General features: G+C 69.5%; 12 protein-coding genes and 1 pseudogene. 10 read left to right on the top strand and 3 right to left on the bottom strand.

Features of this window, described 5'->3' with window-relative positions; all coding sequences use genetic code 11:
• Positions 1 to 645 precede the first annotated feature (645 nt).
• The 3 genes from NW895_RS15165 to NW895_RS15155 all read right to left on the bottom strand — a co-directional run bounded on the left by NW895_RS15165 (position 646) and on the right by NW895_RS15155 (position 6,697).
• Entirely contained in the window at positions 646 to 1,611 is a 966-nt protein-coding gene (locus tag NW895_RS15165) for a glycoside hydrolase family 6 protein (RefSeq protein ID WP_289936051.1), read from the bottom strand.
• 95 nt (positions 1,612 to 1,706) lie between these two features.
• Complete coding sequence (locus NW895_RS15160; protein ID WP_289936050.1) at positions 1,707 to 3,734, bottom strand: non-reducing end alpha-L-arabinofuranosidase family hydrolase; 2,028 nt, start codon at positions 3,732 to 3,734, stop codon at positions 1,707 to 1,709.
• Positions 3,735 to 4,465: 731 nt separating this feature from the next.
• Complete coding sequence (locus NW895_RS15155; protein WP_289936049.1) at positions 4,466 to 6,697, bottom strand: alpha-L-fucosidase; 2,232 nt, start codon at positions 6,695 to 6,697, stop codon at positions 4,466 to 4,468.
• Between the two features lie 455 nt (positions 6,698 to 7,152).
• Between NW895_RS15155 and NW895_RS15150 the strand changes: the two genes are divergently transcribed.
• From NW895_RS15150 to NW895_RS15105, 10 genes and pseudogenes are all read left to right on the top strand, one after another.
• Positions 7,153 to 8,217, top strand: a complete 1,065-nt coding sequence (locus NW895_RS15150) for a sugar ABC transporter substrate-binding protein (RefSeq protein WP_289936048.1) — start codon at positions 7,153 to 7,155, stop codon at positions 8,215 to 8,217.
• 46 nt (positions 8,218 to 8,263) lie between these two features.
• Positions 8,264 to 9,829, top strand: coding sequence for a sugar ABC transporter ATP-binding protein (locus tag NW895_RS15145; RefSeq protein WP_289936047.1), 1,566 nt, complete (start codon positions 8,264 to 8,266; stop codon positions 9,827 to 9,829).
• Positions 9,822 to 10,865 carry an ABC transporter permease gene (locus tag NW895_RS15140; protein ID WP_289936046.1) on the top strand — a complete coding sequence of 348 codons (1,044 nt, stop codon included), beginning with the start codon at positions 9,822 to 9,824 and terminating at the stop codon, positions 10,863 to 10,865. The genes NW895_RS15145 and NW895_RS15140 overlap by 8 nt, the downstream gene beginning before the upstream one ends.
• A gap of 94 nt (positions 10,866 to 10,959) precedes the next feature.
• Complete coding sequence (locus NW895_RS15135; protein ID WP_289936045.1) at positions 10,960 to 12,285, top strand: L-fuconate dehydratase; 1,326 nt, start codon at positions 10,960 to 10,962, stop codon at positions 12,283 to 12,285.
• The gene (locus NW895_RS15130; protein WP_289936044.1) at positions 12,278 to 13,180 is read left to right on the top strand and encodes an amidohydrolase family protein; all 903 of its coding nucleotides are present in this window, start codon (positions 12,278 to 12,280) and stop codon (positions 13,178 to 13,180) included. Before NW895_RS15135 ends, NW895_RS15130 begins: the two co-directional genes overlap by 8 nt.
• Complete coding sequence (locus NW895_RS15125) at positions 13,171 to 13,608, top strand: RbsD/FucU domain-containing protein (RefSeq protein WP_289936043.1); 438 nt, start codon at positions 13,171 to 13,173, stop codon at positions 13,606 to 13,608. The genes NW895_RS15130 and NW895_RS15125 overlap by 10 nt, the downstream gene beginning before the upstream one ends.
• On the top strand, positions 13,605 to 14,648 hold the full coding sequence (locus NW895_RS15120; protein WP_289936042.1) for an alcohol dehydrogenase catalytic domain-containing protein: 1,044 nt from the start codon (positions 13,605 to 13,607) through the stop codon (positions 14,646 to 14,648). Before NW895_RS15125 ends, NW895_RS15120 begins: the two co-directional genes overlap by 4 nt.
• Entirely contained in the window at positions 14,645 to 15,406 is a 762-nt protein-coding gene (locus NW895_RS15115; protein WP_289936041.1) for an SDR family oxidoreductase, read from the top strand. The genes NW895_RS15120 and NW895_RS15115 overlap by 4 nt, the downstream gene beginning before the upstream one ends.
• The gene (eda, locus tag NW895_RS15110) at positions 15,403 to 16,035 is read left to right on the top strand and encodes a bifunctional 4-hydroxy-2-oxoglutarate aldolase/2-dehydro-3-deoxy-phosphogluconate aldolase (protein WP_289936040.1); all 633 of its coding nucleotides are present in this window, start codon (positions 15,403 to 15,405) and stop codon (positions 16,033 to 16,035) included. The genes NW895_RS15115 and eda overlap by 4 nt, the downstream gene beginning before the upstream one ends.
• Positions 16,032 to 16,613: pseudogene (locus NW895_RS15105) on the top strand (PfkB family carbohydrate kinase); the annotation flags it as partial. The gene eda and the pseudogene NW895_RS15105, both read left to right, overlap by 4 nt.
• Positions 16,614 to 16,687: the final 74 nt, after the last annotated feature.

Genomic DNA, 16,687 nt, shown 5'->3' with positions numbered 1-16,687 from the left:
CGGCTGCTTCCAGCCTAGATCGGCTGCCGCTCCACGGCGCTCCGACCGGCGCGTCCGGGGTGTCAGGTGCCGGAGCGATCGGGGCCGGGGCCTGCGCATCCCCTCGCGACATCAACCGCAGCTCGTCCGCCGGCGGAGGGTTTCAGGTGCCCGTTGCAGAGCGTGGTCGGCGCCGGGCTGCTGTTCATCGCCGCGCTGCTCGCCGTGGACATGCCGGGAGGGCCAGGGTCGTACCGTCCTCGTTCAGCGCCACGCGGTCGTCGCGGGCGCGCATCGCGGGAGTCTCGTGTCGACGGGCTTACCTGAGGTGCAGCCGCCGCACCTCACGCACCCTGGGCTTCGGCAAGGCACCAGGGGCGCTTCCTACCCGGCGATCCACAGGTCGGCGCCGTCGAGAGCTGCAACGCCATCTACCGCTCCGACGACGAGACGAAGACCTGGACGCGGATCAATTACCGACCACCAGTGGAGAGATCATGCTCTGCGTCAACTACAAGCGGACGCACGACTCCAACTCCGGCACGAGGGCATCAAGCCGATCCTCCAGTCAACGGAGGCTGATCCCACGTCAGGGCCGAGGTCGGTCCGCGTCCCTCTCGGCGTGATCGACCTCGGCCCGCAGAGCCGCGTCTGAGCGGTTCCGGATCAGTAACCGTAGATCATCTTGTAGGCGACCTCCGGGAGGAACTGTCCGGCCGAGGAGCCGGTTCCCACGCCGCAGTTGCCGTCGGACTCGCCCGGGACCTTGATCCACAAGAGCATCTCGGCGCCTCCGCCCAACTGGGTGGGAGTGCCGATACGGCGGCCCGAAGGGTTGCACCACTGGCCGTTGGAGCCGTTGCCGTTGCGGCTGGTGTCCACGACGAACGGCTTGGTGTAGCCGTACCGGGCGCTGAGTTCCCTGTTGACGGCGGCGCCGTACGCGGTGTTCTCGGCCGTGGTCAGGTAGTTGGAGACGTTGAGCGAGAAACCGCGGGCCTGCCGGAGGCCGGCTCCGTGGAGGCGCTGGGCCATGGTCGCCGCGCTCGCCCAGGCCGGGTTGCCGGCGTCGAGGTAGACCCAGGTGTTGGGGGCCTGACGGTTGAACTCGGCGAGCGCGCCGGTGAGCATGCCCCTGCGTTCGTCGATCTGGGCCTGGGTCATGCAGCCGTAGTCCCCGAGGGAGTCCGGTTCGAGGATGACGACGGCCGGGCGGCCTGCGATCCCGCCCGCGAACTGGGCGATCCAGTTCGCGTAGGCGGACGGCGACGAGGCTCCGCCCGCGGAGTGCCCGCCGCAGTAGTCGCGGTTGTAGATGTTGTAGGCGACGAGGATGGGCAGCTTGTCCCGGGCGTCCGCGGCGCCCACGTACGCGCCGGTGGCGGTGCCGATGGTGCCGCTCCAGGAGCCGAACCAGCGGGCCGTCGGGGTGTTGGCGATGGAGGCGTTGATCGCGGGCGCCCGGCCGTCGCCGGGGTTGGCGGCGACCCACCGCTTCGCGCTGGAGTCGGGGTCCACGTAGAACCCGTTGGTCATGGTCGTCGGGTCGGCCGCGTGGGCGGACGGGGCGGCGGCGAGCGCCAGCGGCAGCGAGGCGAGCGCTGCCACCAGGGCGAGAAGTCTGCGGCGCATGGCATTACCTCGGCTTTCTGACAGGGATGCGTCCGAAGGTCGCCGGTGAGCGTGGGGAGCGCTCCTGTAGGAAGCGCTCCCCACGGCACGGTCGGTCAGCAGGTCGAGTTGGTCTGGGTCAGCAGGCCGAGCCGCCACGGGAGGAGGTTGTAGTCGCCGCCCGCGTTGGGGTTCATGCCCTGGTAGAGGTACTGGAGCCGGCAGGCGGGAATGGTCAGTGTCTGGTCGTAGCCGGCACGGATCATCTCGCCGTGACTGATGTCCCGGGTCCAGGCGCCCGAGGGGAAGGTGACGTTGTTGGACCGAGCGAACGGGTTGCTCTCGGACGCGGCCAGGGGCGTCCAGGAACCGGCGAGGCTGCCCGAGGTCCAGGACCGGAAGTAGCGTCGGCCGTCCGATCCGATGGCCTCGACGAGCAGCAGGTACTGGTTGGTGCCCTGCACCTTGTACACGTTGCTCGCTTCGAACAGGGCGTACTTGGAGTCCTGAGCCGCGATGACGGTGTTGGTGAAGCCGCCCGGGAACTGGCCGACGGTCGTCTGTGAGCGGTACAGGTGTCCGTTGTCGTCGGAGGAGAACAGGTAGCAGTTGGCGCTGTCGCAGATCACCCACATGTCGACCCAGTGGCCGTTGCCGATGTTCTGCCTGATGATGTCGGGCATCGACGAGTAGAAGTTGCGCGGGGCGCTCCACCCGTTGGGGTTGCTGATGTCGGGGTTGGTGGAGTACGAGGCGTTGCCGGTCTGGTACACGAGGTACCACAGGCGTTGCGGCGCGTAGTAGAAGACCTGCGGTGCGGCCCGGTACCCGCGACCGATGGCGCTGCGGTCCAGGTAGTGGTGTGTGGCCGAGCCGGCCTGGGACCAGTCATTGAAGTTCAGGTACACCAGGTTGTATCCGGAGGAGCTGGCGACGCTCGCGAACACGTGGTACTTGCCGTTGTACTGCACGACCGTCGGGTCCTTGATCCCGGCGATGTTGTGGCTGGCGTCCGACTTCGGTGAGATCAGCGGGCCGCTGGAGCTCCACGAGTAACGGCTGGGCAGAGCAGCGGCGTTGGTAGCGCTGCGCGCGGCGCCAGGCGTGCCGCTGGTGGCGGTGGGTGTGCCGCCCAGCGCGGTGAGCACCGATCGGTAGGCCGGTTTCTTGTTGCCGTTGCGGTCGAACAGCAGCGGGTTCTCCGAACCGCGCCAGGAGTCGCTGTCGCGGATGCCCCAGACCGTGATGCCGGTGCAGCGCGCGACGTTCATGCAGGCCCTGACCGTGTTCGCGTACGCGGTCGGCGACGCCTGCGCGATGTCCAGTTCGGTGATCTGGACGTCCACGCCGAGGGCGGCGAAATTCGACAGCGTGGTCTGGAAGCTGGCGGGTGGGCCACCGTTGCCGAAGTGGGCCTGCAGGCCGACACAGTCGATGGGCACACCGCGCGCCTTGAAGTCGCGGACCAGGCGGTAGACGCCCTGGGTCTTGGCGTCGCTCCAGTTCTCGATGTTGTAGTCGTTGTAACAGAGCTTGGCCGCCGGGTCGGCGGAGCGCGCGGTGCGGAACGCCTGCTCTATGAAGCCGTTGCCCAGCACGTCCCGGAAGACCGAGCTGCGAAGCTGGCCACTGGGGCCGTCGGCGAAGGCCTCGTTGACCACGTCCCAGGAGTGGATCCGGCCTTTGTAGCGGTTCATCACGGTGGTGATGTGGTTGTTCATCACGCCGCGCAGGGTGTTCGCGTCCCTGATGGAGTTGACCCAGCCGGGCAGTTGGGAGTGCCAGACCAGGGTGTGGCCGCGCAGGCGCTGACCGCGGGCCTGCGCGTGGTTCGCGATCCGGTCGGCGGGGCCGAAGTTGAACGAGCCGCGGGAGGGCTCGGTCGCGTCCCACTTCATCTCGTTCTCGGGCGTGACCGAGTTGAACTCACGGTCCAGGATGCCGGTGTACGTACCGTCGCCGAGCCGGCCCGCGGCCACGGCGGCCCCGAAGTACCGTCCGGACTGGGCCGCCTGGGCGCCCAGGGTGGAGGCCTTCACGGCGTCGGGCGCGCCGGTTGCCGTCCCGGGCGTCACCAGGATGGTCGCCGCCAGCAGGGCGAGGACGGAGGCTCGGCGGCAGCCGAGCCGTTTCAGCGGGTTCATGGTTCTCCTCGTGGGGTGGGGGGTTGGGTGGTGCGGTAGGTGGACCTCCTCAGGCGTGCGCGAACATGCACCGTCCACGACGGGTGCGCCCGGGAAGGGAAGGCGCTGGTGACAAGGCCGGTCGCGGCAGCCGGCGCCCGACGGCGAGCCAAGGGTTGTTGAGAACATGACATGTCAATGTCTCGATCTCTCCAGGGAGTGCTTGCTTGAGGCGATCGGTCCGGCTGTGTTCGAAAACTCGAATACCAATCGAGGGGTGAGCATCCTGGATGATAGGAGGCCGAGAGCTCCCGTCAATAGGCCTCGCAGGAGTCGATGTGATCAGCGAAATCTTTCGACGCCGGAGTGCGGCCGATGGTGGTCGATAGCCGGTCAAGATTGCGGACGGTACGATGAGAGTGTTGACAGCCTCGTGATGTCCTCTAGCGTCTGTGACGTCAGCGATCCGAAATCCAAGCGAAATTTCGAATGATCCATAAGCTGTTATCCGCCTGACAGTGCCGCTCTAAGGAGCTTTCATCCGCTGTCTGGCGCTGTGTGTGACCACGCCGGTCCATCACTGCAGGGCCGTTGGTCGGCCGGCTACCAAGCAGCCCACTGGGAGTGCGGACGGGGCGATGGACACGCCGTGGCCGTGTTCGGTGCCGCCCTCAGCGATGAGCCGGCAGCGCCCCCCGACGGAAACAGCGTACGGGGAGCACGCCGGCGCAGCCGCTCGCGCGTTCCGAGGGTCAGACGGCCGTGACGCTCCACAGCAGGTTGGTGCTGCTGCCGTACGTCCACTGCTTGGTGACGGAGCCCGAGTCGACGTTGCCTCCGCCGTCGAGGACCAGGCCGGTGGTGCGGTTGGCGAACGAGTAGCGGTCACCGCCCCGGTGGGTGATCTTCCACTGCTGGTTGGTACCGCCGTTCCAGGGGGCCTGGCGGGCCGGAGAGCCGTCGGAAGTGGCGCCCCAGCCGTCGGCGACCATACCGTTCGTGCGGTTGACCAGCCGGTAGTAGCCGCCCCCGACGGCCTCCGCCCGCCACTGCAGGTTGGTACTGCCGTCCCAGGTCCACTGCTTGAGGTTGGACCCGGAGGCCACGTTGCCACCGCTGTCCAGGGCGAGCCCGTTGGTGGCGTTGGTGATCCGGAAGTACGTCGCCGGGTTGAACTGGACCCTCAGCGAGGTGATCCGGTCGTTGTTGCCGGTGACCCGCAGGTCCGGGTTCTCGGCCGTGAAGGTCCAGGAGGTGCCGGTGAAGTTGTCTCCGGAGTAGCCGATCACCTGGTAACCGGGCGCCGGCCGCAGGGAGGAGAGCGTGCCCGCGCCCAGTCCGGCGGCGGTCAGATCGGCCGCGGTGTAGTCGCCGACGGTGAACACGCCTGCGTTGCCGGTGTAGTTGACGTCCGCGAAGGCGACGGCTCCCGTGAGCGGCCGCAGCGCCGGGATCGTTCCGGAGAAAGCCAGCTTCAGGACGTAGGCGTTCGCACTGTACGGCGCCGAGGAGGGCAGGGTGACCGTGAGGCCGGAGGAGTTCTGGGTCGGTGCGGGCAGGTCGATGTAGGTGCCGGCGGTGGTGCCGAGCAGCTTCACCGAGGACAGCGACGCGAGGTTGATCCGGTCCGAGCTCAGGGTCTTGATCGTCAGTGAGCCGCCCGGCCAGCCCAGGACGGTGGCGTACAGGACGGTGTTCGCCTTGTTACGGGTGAAGCGGATGTCCTGCGGCGTGCCGGCGTGCGGGGTGGTGAAGGAGCCACCCCCCATCTTCGTGGGGCCCTCGCCGTACGCGGTCCAGGCGCGGGTCGCGTAGACCGACTCGCCGAAGCGCTTCAGGTGGTCTCCGATGCCGAGCAGGATGTCCTTCTGCGCCTGGGGGATGGTGCCGTCGGCCATCGGCGCGATGTTCAGCAGCACGTTGCCGTTCTTGCTGACCCGGTCGATGAACGAGTGCAGCATCTGCTGGATGGTGTAGTAGCCGATGCCCTGCGTGTAGCACCAGCTGGAGCTGGAGATGCTGTCGTCGGTCAGCCAGTACGGGGTGGTGAGGTCGGCCGGGCCGCCGCGCTCGTAGTCGAAGACCTCGCCCTTGCCGTGCATGCCGTCCTTGTACGTGGCGACGACCTCACGGCCCCAGGTGCCTGCCTGGTTGTAGTAGTACGCCAGGAAGTTCAGGCGCTGTTGCTCGTCGACGGCGTCCAGGTTGAAGTCCTGCCACAGGATGTCGGGCTGGGCGCGGTCGACGACCTCCTTGAGCTTGTCGAACCAGAGCTGGTTCTCCGGGGCCGACCCCAGCTGCCCGTAGAGCTTCTTCAGGCTCGGGTCCGTCTGGGCGGGGGCGTGTTCGTAGAAGCCGGTGAAGTTGTACGCGTGGTGCATGGCCACCAGCAGCTTGAGTCCCTTCGCGCGGATGGCCGTGGAGAAGAGCTTCAGCAGGTCAAGGCCTGGGCCCTTCTTGACCGAGTTCCACTCGTTGACCTGGCTGTCCCACATGGAGAAGCCGTCATGGTGCTCGGCGACCGGGCCGGCGAACCTGGCGCCGGCGTCGACGAAGAGCTGCGCCCACTCGTCGGGGTCGAATTTCCCGCCGGCCGACTTCAGCTTCGGCGCGAACTTCACGAAGTTGCCCGCCAGGTCCTGAGCGCCGTTGATGAAGTTGTGGTACGGCCATGCCGACGGCTGGCCGTAGGTCGCGATGTGGTGCTGGTTGGCGTTGTTGCCCGCCTCGTACATGTTCCGCGGGTACCACTCGTTGCCGTAGGCGGGGACGCTGAAGACGCCCCAGTGGAAGTAGACGCCGAACTTGGCGTCCTGGAACCACTCCGGGGCCGGCGGGTGCTGGTCGACGGAGTTCCAGTCCGGCGTGTAGGTGCTGGGCGCCGCCTGGGCGATGCCGGCGCCGAACCCACCTCCGGCAACGGCCGCCGTCGCGACACAGGTGGCACCGGCCAGGAAGTGGCGTCTGTTGAGCGAACTCGGCATGGAGACATCCCTGGTGCAGAAGGGGGACAGGGGGCGCAGGAGGACACGAGTCGGCGTGGCTGCTGTGCATGGGGCGCCGCTTGTTACGCCATGAAGGTCCGCCATGCCCCCATGGGATGTCAACCGGTTTGCAGGGATGAAAGGCGCCGGTGGTTCAGGTGTTAAGTACCTTCGCGGCCTGTTTCTGGCGATTTGTGGCTGGCTAAACATGGCATGTCTGTGAGGGGCTCATGGCTGATCGCGTCTGTCCGACGACGATGATTGATGGGATGGATCTTGTGTTGTCCCGCCCTTGCTGGGCGAAGTGACCTGGGACTTCCTTGCGGGGTCGAGCAGGAGGCTGGACAGCGCATCGAGACCGGACCTATAAACATCCCATCTCTGCTGCGCGGCGATACGCAGATGTCGCCGAGGCGAAACATCTCCCGCTACGGGACCGGCGCGAGGAAGCACCGATGAGACTCAGAACCGCCCTCTGTTCCGTCGTCTCCACCCTGTCCGCTCTGGCGCTGGTCAGCGCGTGCGGCAACGGCTCCACCACCGCGGGGTCGTCGAGTGGGGCGCCGCTGGTCGGCGTCGACTACCCGCGCTCCGACACCGACTTCTGGAACTCGTACATCAAGTACACGCCCCAGTACGCCAAGGAGCTGGGCCTGGACCTGAAGACCACCAACTCGCAGAACGACGTCGCCAAGCTCACCGCCAACGCGCAGACCTTCATCAGCCAGGGCGTCAAGGGCCTCGCGATGGCCCCGCAGGACACCGCCGCCATCGCCCCGACCCTGGCGCAGCTGGAGGCGAAGAAGATCCCGGTCGTCACCGTCGACACCCGCCCTGACACGGGCAAGGTGTTCATGGTCGTACGCGCCGACAACCGCGCCTACGGTGAGAAGGCCTGCCAGTACCTCGGGACCAAGCTCGGCGGCAAGGGCAAGGTCGTCATGCTTCAGGGCGGCCTGGACTCCATCAACGGCCGTGACCGCACCGAGGCGTTCAGCGACTGCATGAAGAAGAACTACCCGGACATCAAGGTGTTCGGTGAGGCCACCAACTGGGACGGCGCCGTCGCCGCGCAGAAGCTCCAGACGCGGCTGGCTCAGCACCCGGACATCAAGGGCGTCTACATGCAGTCCAGCTTCGCCCTGTCCGGCACGCTGCAAGTCCTGAAGCAGAAGGGCCTGTTGGTGGGCCCGAAGGAAAAGAAGCACGTCTTCGTCGTGTCCAATGACGGCATCCCCGAGGAACTGAAGTCCATCGCCGAGGGAAAGATCGACGCCACGGTCTCCCAGCCGGCCGACCTCTACGCCAAGTACGCCCTGTACTACCTGAAGGCAGCGATCGACGGGAAGACGTTCAAGCCCGGCAGGACGGACCATGACAGCACGATCATCCGGGTCCGCGACGGCCTGCTCGAAGACCAGCTCTCCGCCCCGCTCGTCACCGCCGACGGCGGCACCTACGGCGGCGTGCCCAGCGTCAAGAGCGACGACAAGTCGCTATGGGGCAACAACATCGGCTGACAGCGTTCGTCAGAACCCAACGGCTATCCAGCACAAGGCGGTTGAGATGAGCGACGAGGAGCGAACAGTCACCCCCGCGCCCGCGCCGGCGGACAACGGACGGGTTCCCTCGGGCCTGCCCGTCGTCGAGGCGGCGGGCATAGTCAAACGATTCGGTCCGACGGTGGCCCTGAACGGCGCCCGGATCACCATCAGGCCCGGTGAGACCCACGCGCTCGTCGGCCGCAACGGCGCCGGCAAGTCGACCCTGGTGTCGGTCCTCACCGGCCTCCAGGCCCCCGACGGGGGAACGGTGACCTTCGGCGGCAGTCCCGCACCACGACTCGCCGACCGCGACGCCTGGCGAGAGCGTGTGGCCTGCGTCTACCAGAAGTCGACGATCATCCCCACGCTGACCGTGGCCGAGAACCTCTTCCTGAACCGGTACGACCGCGGCCGCGGCCGGCTGATCAGCTGGCAGGGTGTGCGCCGGCGGGCACAGGAGTTGCTGTCGACGTGGTCGGTGGACGTGGATCCGCAGAGCCCGGCCGTTGATCTGAGCGTGGAGCAGCGGCAGTTCGTGGAGATCGCCCGGGCGCTGTCCTTCGGCGCCCGGTTCATCATCCTTGACGAGCCGACCGCCCAGCTCGACGGGGCGGCCATCAACCGCCTCTTCGCCCGGATCCGCGACCTGCAGCGCCAGGGCGTGACGTTCCTGTTCATCAGCCATCACCTCCAGGAGGTCTACGAGATCTGCGACATGGTGACGGTGTTCCGGGACGCCCGGCACATCGTGACCGCCCCGGTCGCGGAACTGCCCCGCACCGAACTGGTCGCGGCGATGACCGGCGAGGCGGCGGCCGACCGGCTGCAGGAGCGGTCGAGTTCCCTCGACACCACCGTCACGCCCGCGCTCTCCGTGCGCGCGCTGAACAGTGGCGGCACCTACAGCGATGTCACCTTCCAGGTGGGCGCCGGGGAGATCGTCGGCCTCGCGGGTGCCGCCGGCAGCGGGCGGACCGAGGTCGCCGAGACCGTCGTAGGGCTGCGGGCGGCAACGGCCGGCGACGTGGAAATCGCCGGCAACCGGCCCCGGCCCGGCAGCGTGCCCGCCGCGCTCGCCGCCGGCGTCGGATTCGTCCCCCAGGACCGGCACCACCAGGGCTTCGTCCCCGACATGTCGATCGCGGACAACGCCACCCTGTCGGTGCCGGGGCGGCTGGGCCGGAGCGGGTTCCTGAGCCGCAGCCGACGGGACCGGCTCACCGAGGGCATGATCGAGAACCTGGCGATCAAGACGTCCGGTCCCGACCTGCCCGTCTCCGCCCTGTCCGGAGGCAACCAGCAGAAGGTCGTCATGGCCCGTGCCCTCGCCGACGACCCGAAGCTGCTGGTCCTGATCAACCCGACCGCGGGCGTGGATGTGCGCTCCAAGGAGTTCCTCCTCGGCAAGGTCGAGGAAACCGCGCAGACCGGCACCGGAGTGCTCATCGCCTCTGACGAGCTCGACGACCTGCGCATGTGCGACCGGGTCCTGGTGATGTTCCAGGGCCGTGTGACATCGGAGATCGCCCGCGGCTGGCACGACCACGACCTCGTGGCCGCGATGGAAGGAGTGGACCTCGATGCCTGAAACCGCCCTCGCGGACACACCCGCCCTGAAGACGGAAGGGGCCGGCCCCAAGCGGACCGCTCTGCTCGGCGGCCGGATACCCCTGGCCCGCCTGCGCGACCTCGCGCTTGTCCCGGCCATCGTGGTCATCGCCATCGTCGGACAGATCATCAACCCGGTCTTCCTGCAGCCCGACAACCTCATCAACGTCCTGCAGACCATGTCCGAGATGGCCCTGCTGGTCCTCGCCCAGACGATGGTGCTGATCGTCAAGAAGATGGACCTGTCGCTGGAGTCCACCATGGGTCTCGCGCCCGGCGTCGCGGCCTGGCTGGTGGTGCCGGTCGGCGCGGGCCACGGACTCGGACTGCTTCCCGGCGCGTGGGCCGTCCCCGTCACCCTCGCCGTGGGCGCGCTCGTCGGCGTGATCAACGCCCTGCTGATCATCCGGTTCGGGCTCAACGGCTTCATCGTCACCCTCGGCATGCTGATCGTCCTGCGCGGAGTTCTCACCGGCATCTCCGGCGGCCAGACGTTCTTCCAGCTGCCGCCGTCGATGCTCTACCTCGGCACCGCCGAGTGGTTCGGGACGCCCGCGTCGATCTGGATCTGCCTGGTGCTGTTCGCCATCGCGATCGTGGTGCTCGGCTGGACCAGCTTCGGCCGCTCGCTGTACGCCATCGGCGGCAACGTAGACGCGGCGAAGGCGGCCGGTATCCGCACCGACCGGGTGCTGTGGATCGTCATCGTCACCGGCAGCCTGCTCGCCGCGCTCGCCGGGCTGATGCTCTCCGGACGCCTGGCCTCGGTGGCCTCGGCGCAGGGAAACGGCTACATCTTCACCGTCTTCGCCGCCGCCGTCATCGGCGGTATCAGCCTCAACGGAGGCAAGGGCACCATGTTCGGCGCGTTCTGCGGCATCCTGCTGCTGTTCATGATCCAGAACGTGCTCACGCTCGGCGGCGTCCCCGCCCAGTGGATCGGCGCCCTCAACGGCCTGATCATCCTGGTCGCCCTCGCCATCTCCCGCATCACCGGCGGCAAGGTCCAGGAGTGACCCGGGCGGCCGTCGCCCGCCGACCGCCCTCCGCCGCGTTCACGTCTCGTCACAAGGGGGCCGATCCTCCTTGCCCCTCACAGGAGTTGCCGCCATGTCCCGCACCGTGCCCTCATCCGCCCGCATCACCGCCCTGGACGTCCTGGACGTGCGGTTCCCCACCTCCGAACACCTCGACGGCTCGGACGCCATGAACCCCGAACCCGACTACTCCGCCGCCTACGTCGTCCTGCGCACCGACGCAGGCGACGGACTGGAGGGCCACGCTCTCGCCTTCACCACCGGCCGCGGCAACGACGTGCAGGCCGCCGCCATCGCGGCCCTTGCCCCGCACGTGGTCGGCCTGTCCGTCGAGGAGGTCTGCGCCGACCTGGGCGCGTTCTCCCGCTCCCTCGTACACGATCCCCAACTGCGCTGGCTGGGACCGGAGAAGGGCGCCATCCACATGGCCACCGGCGCCGTCGTCAACGCCGCCTGGGACCTGGCGGCCAAGCGGGCCGGGAAGCCCGTGTGGCGCTTCCTCGGGGAGATGTCCCCGGAGGAACTGGTCGCGCAGGTCGACTTCCGCTGGCTCAGCGACGCCCTCACCCCCGAGGACGCCCTGGAGATCCTCAAGCGCGCCGAACCGGGCCGTGACGAGCGCATCGGCCGCCTGCTCGACCGGGGCTACCCCGCCTACACCACCACCCCCGGCTGGCTCGGCTACTCCGACGAGAAGCTGGCCCGCCTGGCCCGCGAGGCCGTCGCCGACGGCTTCACCCAGATCAAGCTGAAGGTCGGCGCTGACCTGGAGGACGACGTACGGCGCATGCGCACCGCCCGCGAGACGGTCGGCGACGGCATCCGCATCGCCGTGGACGCCAACCAGAGATGGGACATCCAGGCGGCGATCGACTGGATGAGCACCCTGGCCCCCTACAAGCCGTACTGGATCGAGGAACCCACCTCCCCCGACGACATCCTCGGCCACGCCGCCGTCCGCAAGGCGGTGGGTCCCATCAAGGTCGCCACCGGCGAGCACATCGCCAACCGGGTGGTCTTCAAGCAGCTCCTCCAGGCCGGCGCGGTCGACATCGTGCAGATCGACTCCGCCCGGGTCGGCGGCGTCAACGAGAACATCGCGATCCTGCTGCTCGCCGCGAAGTTCGGAGTGCCGGTCTGCCCGCACGCCGGCGGGGTCGGCCTGTGCGAGATGGTCCAGCATCTGTCGATGTTCGACTACGTCGCGGTCTCCGGCACGACCGAGGACCGTGTCATCGAGTACGTCGACCACCTGCACGAGCACTTCGTCGACCCGGTGCGCATCGTCGACGGCCACTACCAGGCGCCGACGTTGCCCGGGCTGAGCGCGCAGATGCACCCGGACTCGCTCAAGGAGTACGCCTACCCCGACGGTCCCGTCTGGACCGCTCGTGTCTGATGCCCAGGGCCTCATCGACGCCCACCACCACGTGGGGGACCTGCACGTCCGGCCGCAGCCGTGGCTGGACGAACCGGGCCACGGGCCGATCCGCCGCAGCTTCAGCTCGCACGCCCTGCGCTCGGCGGCGACCCGGCCGATCGCCGGTCGCCGGCTGACGCGCACGGTCGTCGTCCAGTGCGTCGCCTCCGTACCCGAGACCCGCGACCTCCTCGCCCTGGCCGGCAGTGACCCGCTGATCGGCGCCGTCGTCGGCTGGGCGGACCTGACGTCCCCCGCGATCGGCGACGGACTCGACGACCTGCGGGCCGGGCCCACAGGCCGCTACCTACGGGCCGTACGGCACGTCGTGCAGGGCGAGTCGGACCAGCACTGGCTCGGGCGGCCCGACGTCGAGCGCGGGTTGCGGGCGGTCGGGGAGCGCGGGCTCGGATACGACGTGCTGATCAGCAGCCACCAGCTCCCGCAGGCGATCCGCCTCGCGGAACGACTCCCCGAGCTGCCGCTCGTCCTGGACCACGCAGGCAAGCCCCCCGTCGCGCGGCGGGAACTGACCGACTGGGCACAGCGGTTGCGGATGCTGGCCCGGCACTCCCCAGCCCGCTGCAAGGTCTCGGGTCTCGTCACCGAGGCCGACCACGAGAAGTGGACGGTCGACGACATCCGCCCGGTATGGGACGTGCTGCTCTCCGCCTTCGGTCCCGACCGGCTGATGTTCGGCTCCGACTGGCCGGTCTGCGTCCTCGCCGGCGGCTGGAACCGCTGGGCCGCCACCGTCGAGGAACTCCTGGACGGCTGCTCCGGCTCCGAGATCCACGCGGTGCTCGCCGGCACCGCCACCGCCTTCTACCGCCTGACCCCCGCCCCCACCAAGGAGGGGACAGCATGCTCCTGACGGAACTGCTCCACCCCGGCATCCTCGAATCCCTGGCCGGAGCCGGCCACGGCGCCCGGGTCCTGCTCGCCGACGGTCACTACCCCGCGAGCACCGCCACCGGCGAGCGCGCCAGGACCGTTCACCTCAACCTGACCCCTGGCCTGCTGGACGTCACCACCGTGCTCGACGTCCTGCTGCGCGCCCTGCCCATCGAGGCAGCCCATGTGATGGTGCCGCCCGAGGGCGAACCGGAGCCGCCTGCCATCGCCGAGTACCGCTCGATGCTCGCGCCCCTCCCGGTCGACAGGCTGGGGCGCTTCGAGTTCTACGACGCCGCCCGCTCACCCGACCTGGCCCTCGCCATCGTCACCGCCGACACCCGTACCTACGCCAACCTGCTGCTGACCATCGGCGTCCGCGCTGAAGGGACCCTGACGAGACCATGACACTCGCCGTCCGTTACACAGCCGCCCGCACCCTGGACACCGCTCCCGCCGCGCCCTCCGATCCCGGTCCCGGCGAGGTGGAGCTCGCCCCCGCCTTTGTCGGCATCTGCGGCACCGACCTGCACATCTTCCACGGCGTCATGGACGCCCGGGTCGCCGCGCCCGCCGTCCTGGGACACGAGATGTCCGGCCGCGTCGTACGCGTCGGCCCCGAAGTGGAGGGCTGGCAGCCCGGCGACGCGGTCACCGTGATGCCGCTGCGCTGGGACGCCTCCTGCCCGGCCTGCCGAGCCGGCCACCAGCACATCTGCCAGCACCTGGACTTCATCGGGATCGACTCCCCAGGCGCGATGCAGCAGCGCTGGACCGTGCCCGCCTCGACGCTCATCCGGCTGCCGGACTCCCTGCCCCTGGACCGGGCCGCGCTCGTGGAGCCCACCGCCGTCGCCGTCCACGACGTCGGCCGGGCCGCCGTATGCGCGGGCGAGAAGGTCGTCGTGGTCGGCGGCGGCCCGGTCGGCATCCTCATCGCGCTGGTCTCGCGAGCCGCGGGCGCCGAGGTCCGCGTGGTGGAGCTGAGCGCCCACCGTCGGCTGCTCGCCGAGGAATGGGGACTGACGGCGTGGAACCCGGCCGACGTCGACGTGCCGGAGCTGGTGCGGCAGTGGACCGGGGACGCGGGCGCGGACGTCGCCTTCGAGGTGTCCGGTGCCGCGGGCGGCGTGACCACGGCGGTCGACGTGCTGGGTGTGCGCGGCCGTCTGTGCCTGGTCGCCATCCACCCCCACCCCCGCGAGGTCAACCTGCACCGCTTCTTCTGGCGCGAACTCACCCTGGTCGGCGCCCGGTTGTACGACCGCTCCGACTTCGAGAAGGCGGTCGCCCTGGTCGACGACGGCACGGTCCCGGCCGACCGGCTGATCAGCAAGGTCGTGCCGCTCACCCAGGCGCCGGCCGCCTTCGAGGCCCTGGAGAGCGGCGGCGACGTGATGAAGATCCTCGTGGACTGCACCGACGACGCCCAGGGAGCCACCGTATGACCGTCTTCGACCTCACCGGCAAGCTCGCCGTCGTCACCGGTGCCCGGCGCGGCATCGGCCGGGCCATGGCCCGCGCGCTCGCCGAGGCCGGCGCGGACGTCATCGGCGTCAGCGCGAACCTGGAGGAGTCCGGCAGCGACATCGAGAAGGACGTCCTGGCCGCGGGCCGAACGTTCGAGGCCATCCGCACCGACTTCGCCGATCCCGAGGCCGTACGGGCCCTGGGCGCCGAGCTCGCCGGGCGCGAACGGCCGGTGGACATCCTGGTCAACAACGCGGGCACGATCCGCCGTGCTCCGGCCGCCGAACACAGCGACGCTGACTGGGAGTCGGTGCTCCAGGTCAACCTCAACGCCCAGTTCGCGCTGACCCGGGCGGTCGGCGCGGCGATGGTGGCCCGCGGCCAGGGGAAGGTCATCTTCACGGCGTCACTGCTCAGCTTCCAGGGCGGCATCACCGTCCCGGGCTACACGGCCGCCAAGCACGGCATCGCCGGCCTGACCAAGGCGCTGGCCAACGAGTGGGCCCCACGTGGGGTGAACGTCAACGCCATCGCCCCCGGCTACATCGCCACCGACAACACCCAGGCGCTGCGCGACGACCCGGTACGCAGCACAGCGATCCTCGACCGCATACCGGCCGGACGCTGGGGCGACGCCGACGACCTGGCGGGCGCCACGGTGTTCCTCGCCTCGGACGCCGCCGCCTACGTCCACGGCGTCGTCCTGCCTGTCGACGGCGGATGGCTGGGCCGATGACCGGCACCGACCTGGCCTCCGTACTGGCCGGAGCCCGCGTGCTGCCGGTACTGACGGTGCGGCGCGTCGCGACCGCCGGCCCGCTGGCCGACGCGCTCGCGACGGGCGGCGCCCGGTGTGCCGAGGTCACCTTCCGCACACCGGATGCCGAGCAGGTGCTCAAGGAGATGGCCGCCCACGGTGGCCTGGCCGTCGGCGCCGGCACGGTCCTCACGGCCGAGCAGGTGGAACGGTCCGTAGCGGCCGGCGCCGGCTTCGTGGTCTCACCCGGCTTCGACGAGGAGGTCGTCGCGAAGTGCCGCGAGCTGGGCGTGCCGGTGGTGCCCGGCATCGCCACCGCCACCGAGCTGATGCGCGCCCTGAAGGCGGGCCTCGACACCGTGAAGCTCTTCCCCGCCGAGCCGCTCGGCGGTGTGCCGACGCTGCGAGCGCTCGCGGCTCCCTTCCCCGGGATGCGCTTCGTGCCGACCGGTGGGATCGGCGCCTCCCACCTGGCCGCCTACCTCGCCCACCCGGCGGTCCTCGCCGTCGGCGGCAGCTGGATGGCCACCACCGACCACCTGGAGCGCGGCGACTACGACGAGATCCGCCGGCTGACCGGCGACGCGGTGGAGAGGAGCAGGGCGTGATCGACGTGGTGGCCCTCGGTGAGGTGATGCTCCGCTTCGACCCGGGCGAGGGACGCATCCGCACCGCCCGCACCTTCCAGGTCTGGGAGGGCGGCGGCGAGTACAACGTCGTACGCGGGCTGCGGCGCTGCTTCGGCCTGCGGACAGCGGTCGTGACCGCGCTCGCCGACAACGCGGTGGGCCGGCTGGTCGAGGACCTGATCCTCCAGGGAGGCGTCGACACCTCGCTGATCCGCTGGGTGCCCGACGACGGCGTCGGCCGCACCGCCCGCAACGGCCTGAACTTCGTCGAACGCGGCTACGGCATCCGCGGCGCGCTGGGCGTCAGCGACCGCGCGCACACCGCCGTCTCCCAGCTGCGCAAAGGGGACGTCGACTGGGACGCCGTGTTCTCGGCCGGGGTGCGCTGGTTCCACACCGGAGGCATTTTCGCGGGTCTGTCGGACACCACGGCGGACGTCGCGGACGAGGCCATGGCGGTGGCCCGGCGGCACGGGGTGACCGTGTCCTACGACCCCAACCACCGCCCCAGCCTGTGGGCCGGCCGGGGCGGCGCCGGCGCCGCCCGCGAGGTCGACCCGGAGACGTCTCCATGGCCACGCTCCCCGAGGTGGAGGCACTCATCGCGGGCGGCTCGGCCCACGTCAGACGC

This window comes from Streptomyces sp. S.PNR 29 (genome assembly GCF_030386795.1).
In the GTDB taxonomy this organism is placed as follows: Bacteria; Actinomycetota; Actinomycetes; order Streptomycetales; family Streptomycetaceae; genus Streptomyces.
This window is presented reverse-complemented; position numbering and strand designations above follow the sequence as displayed.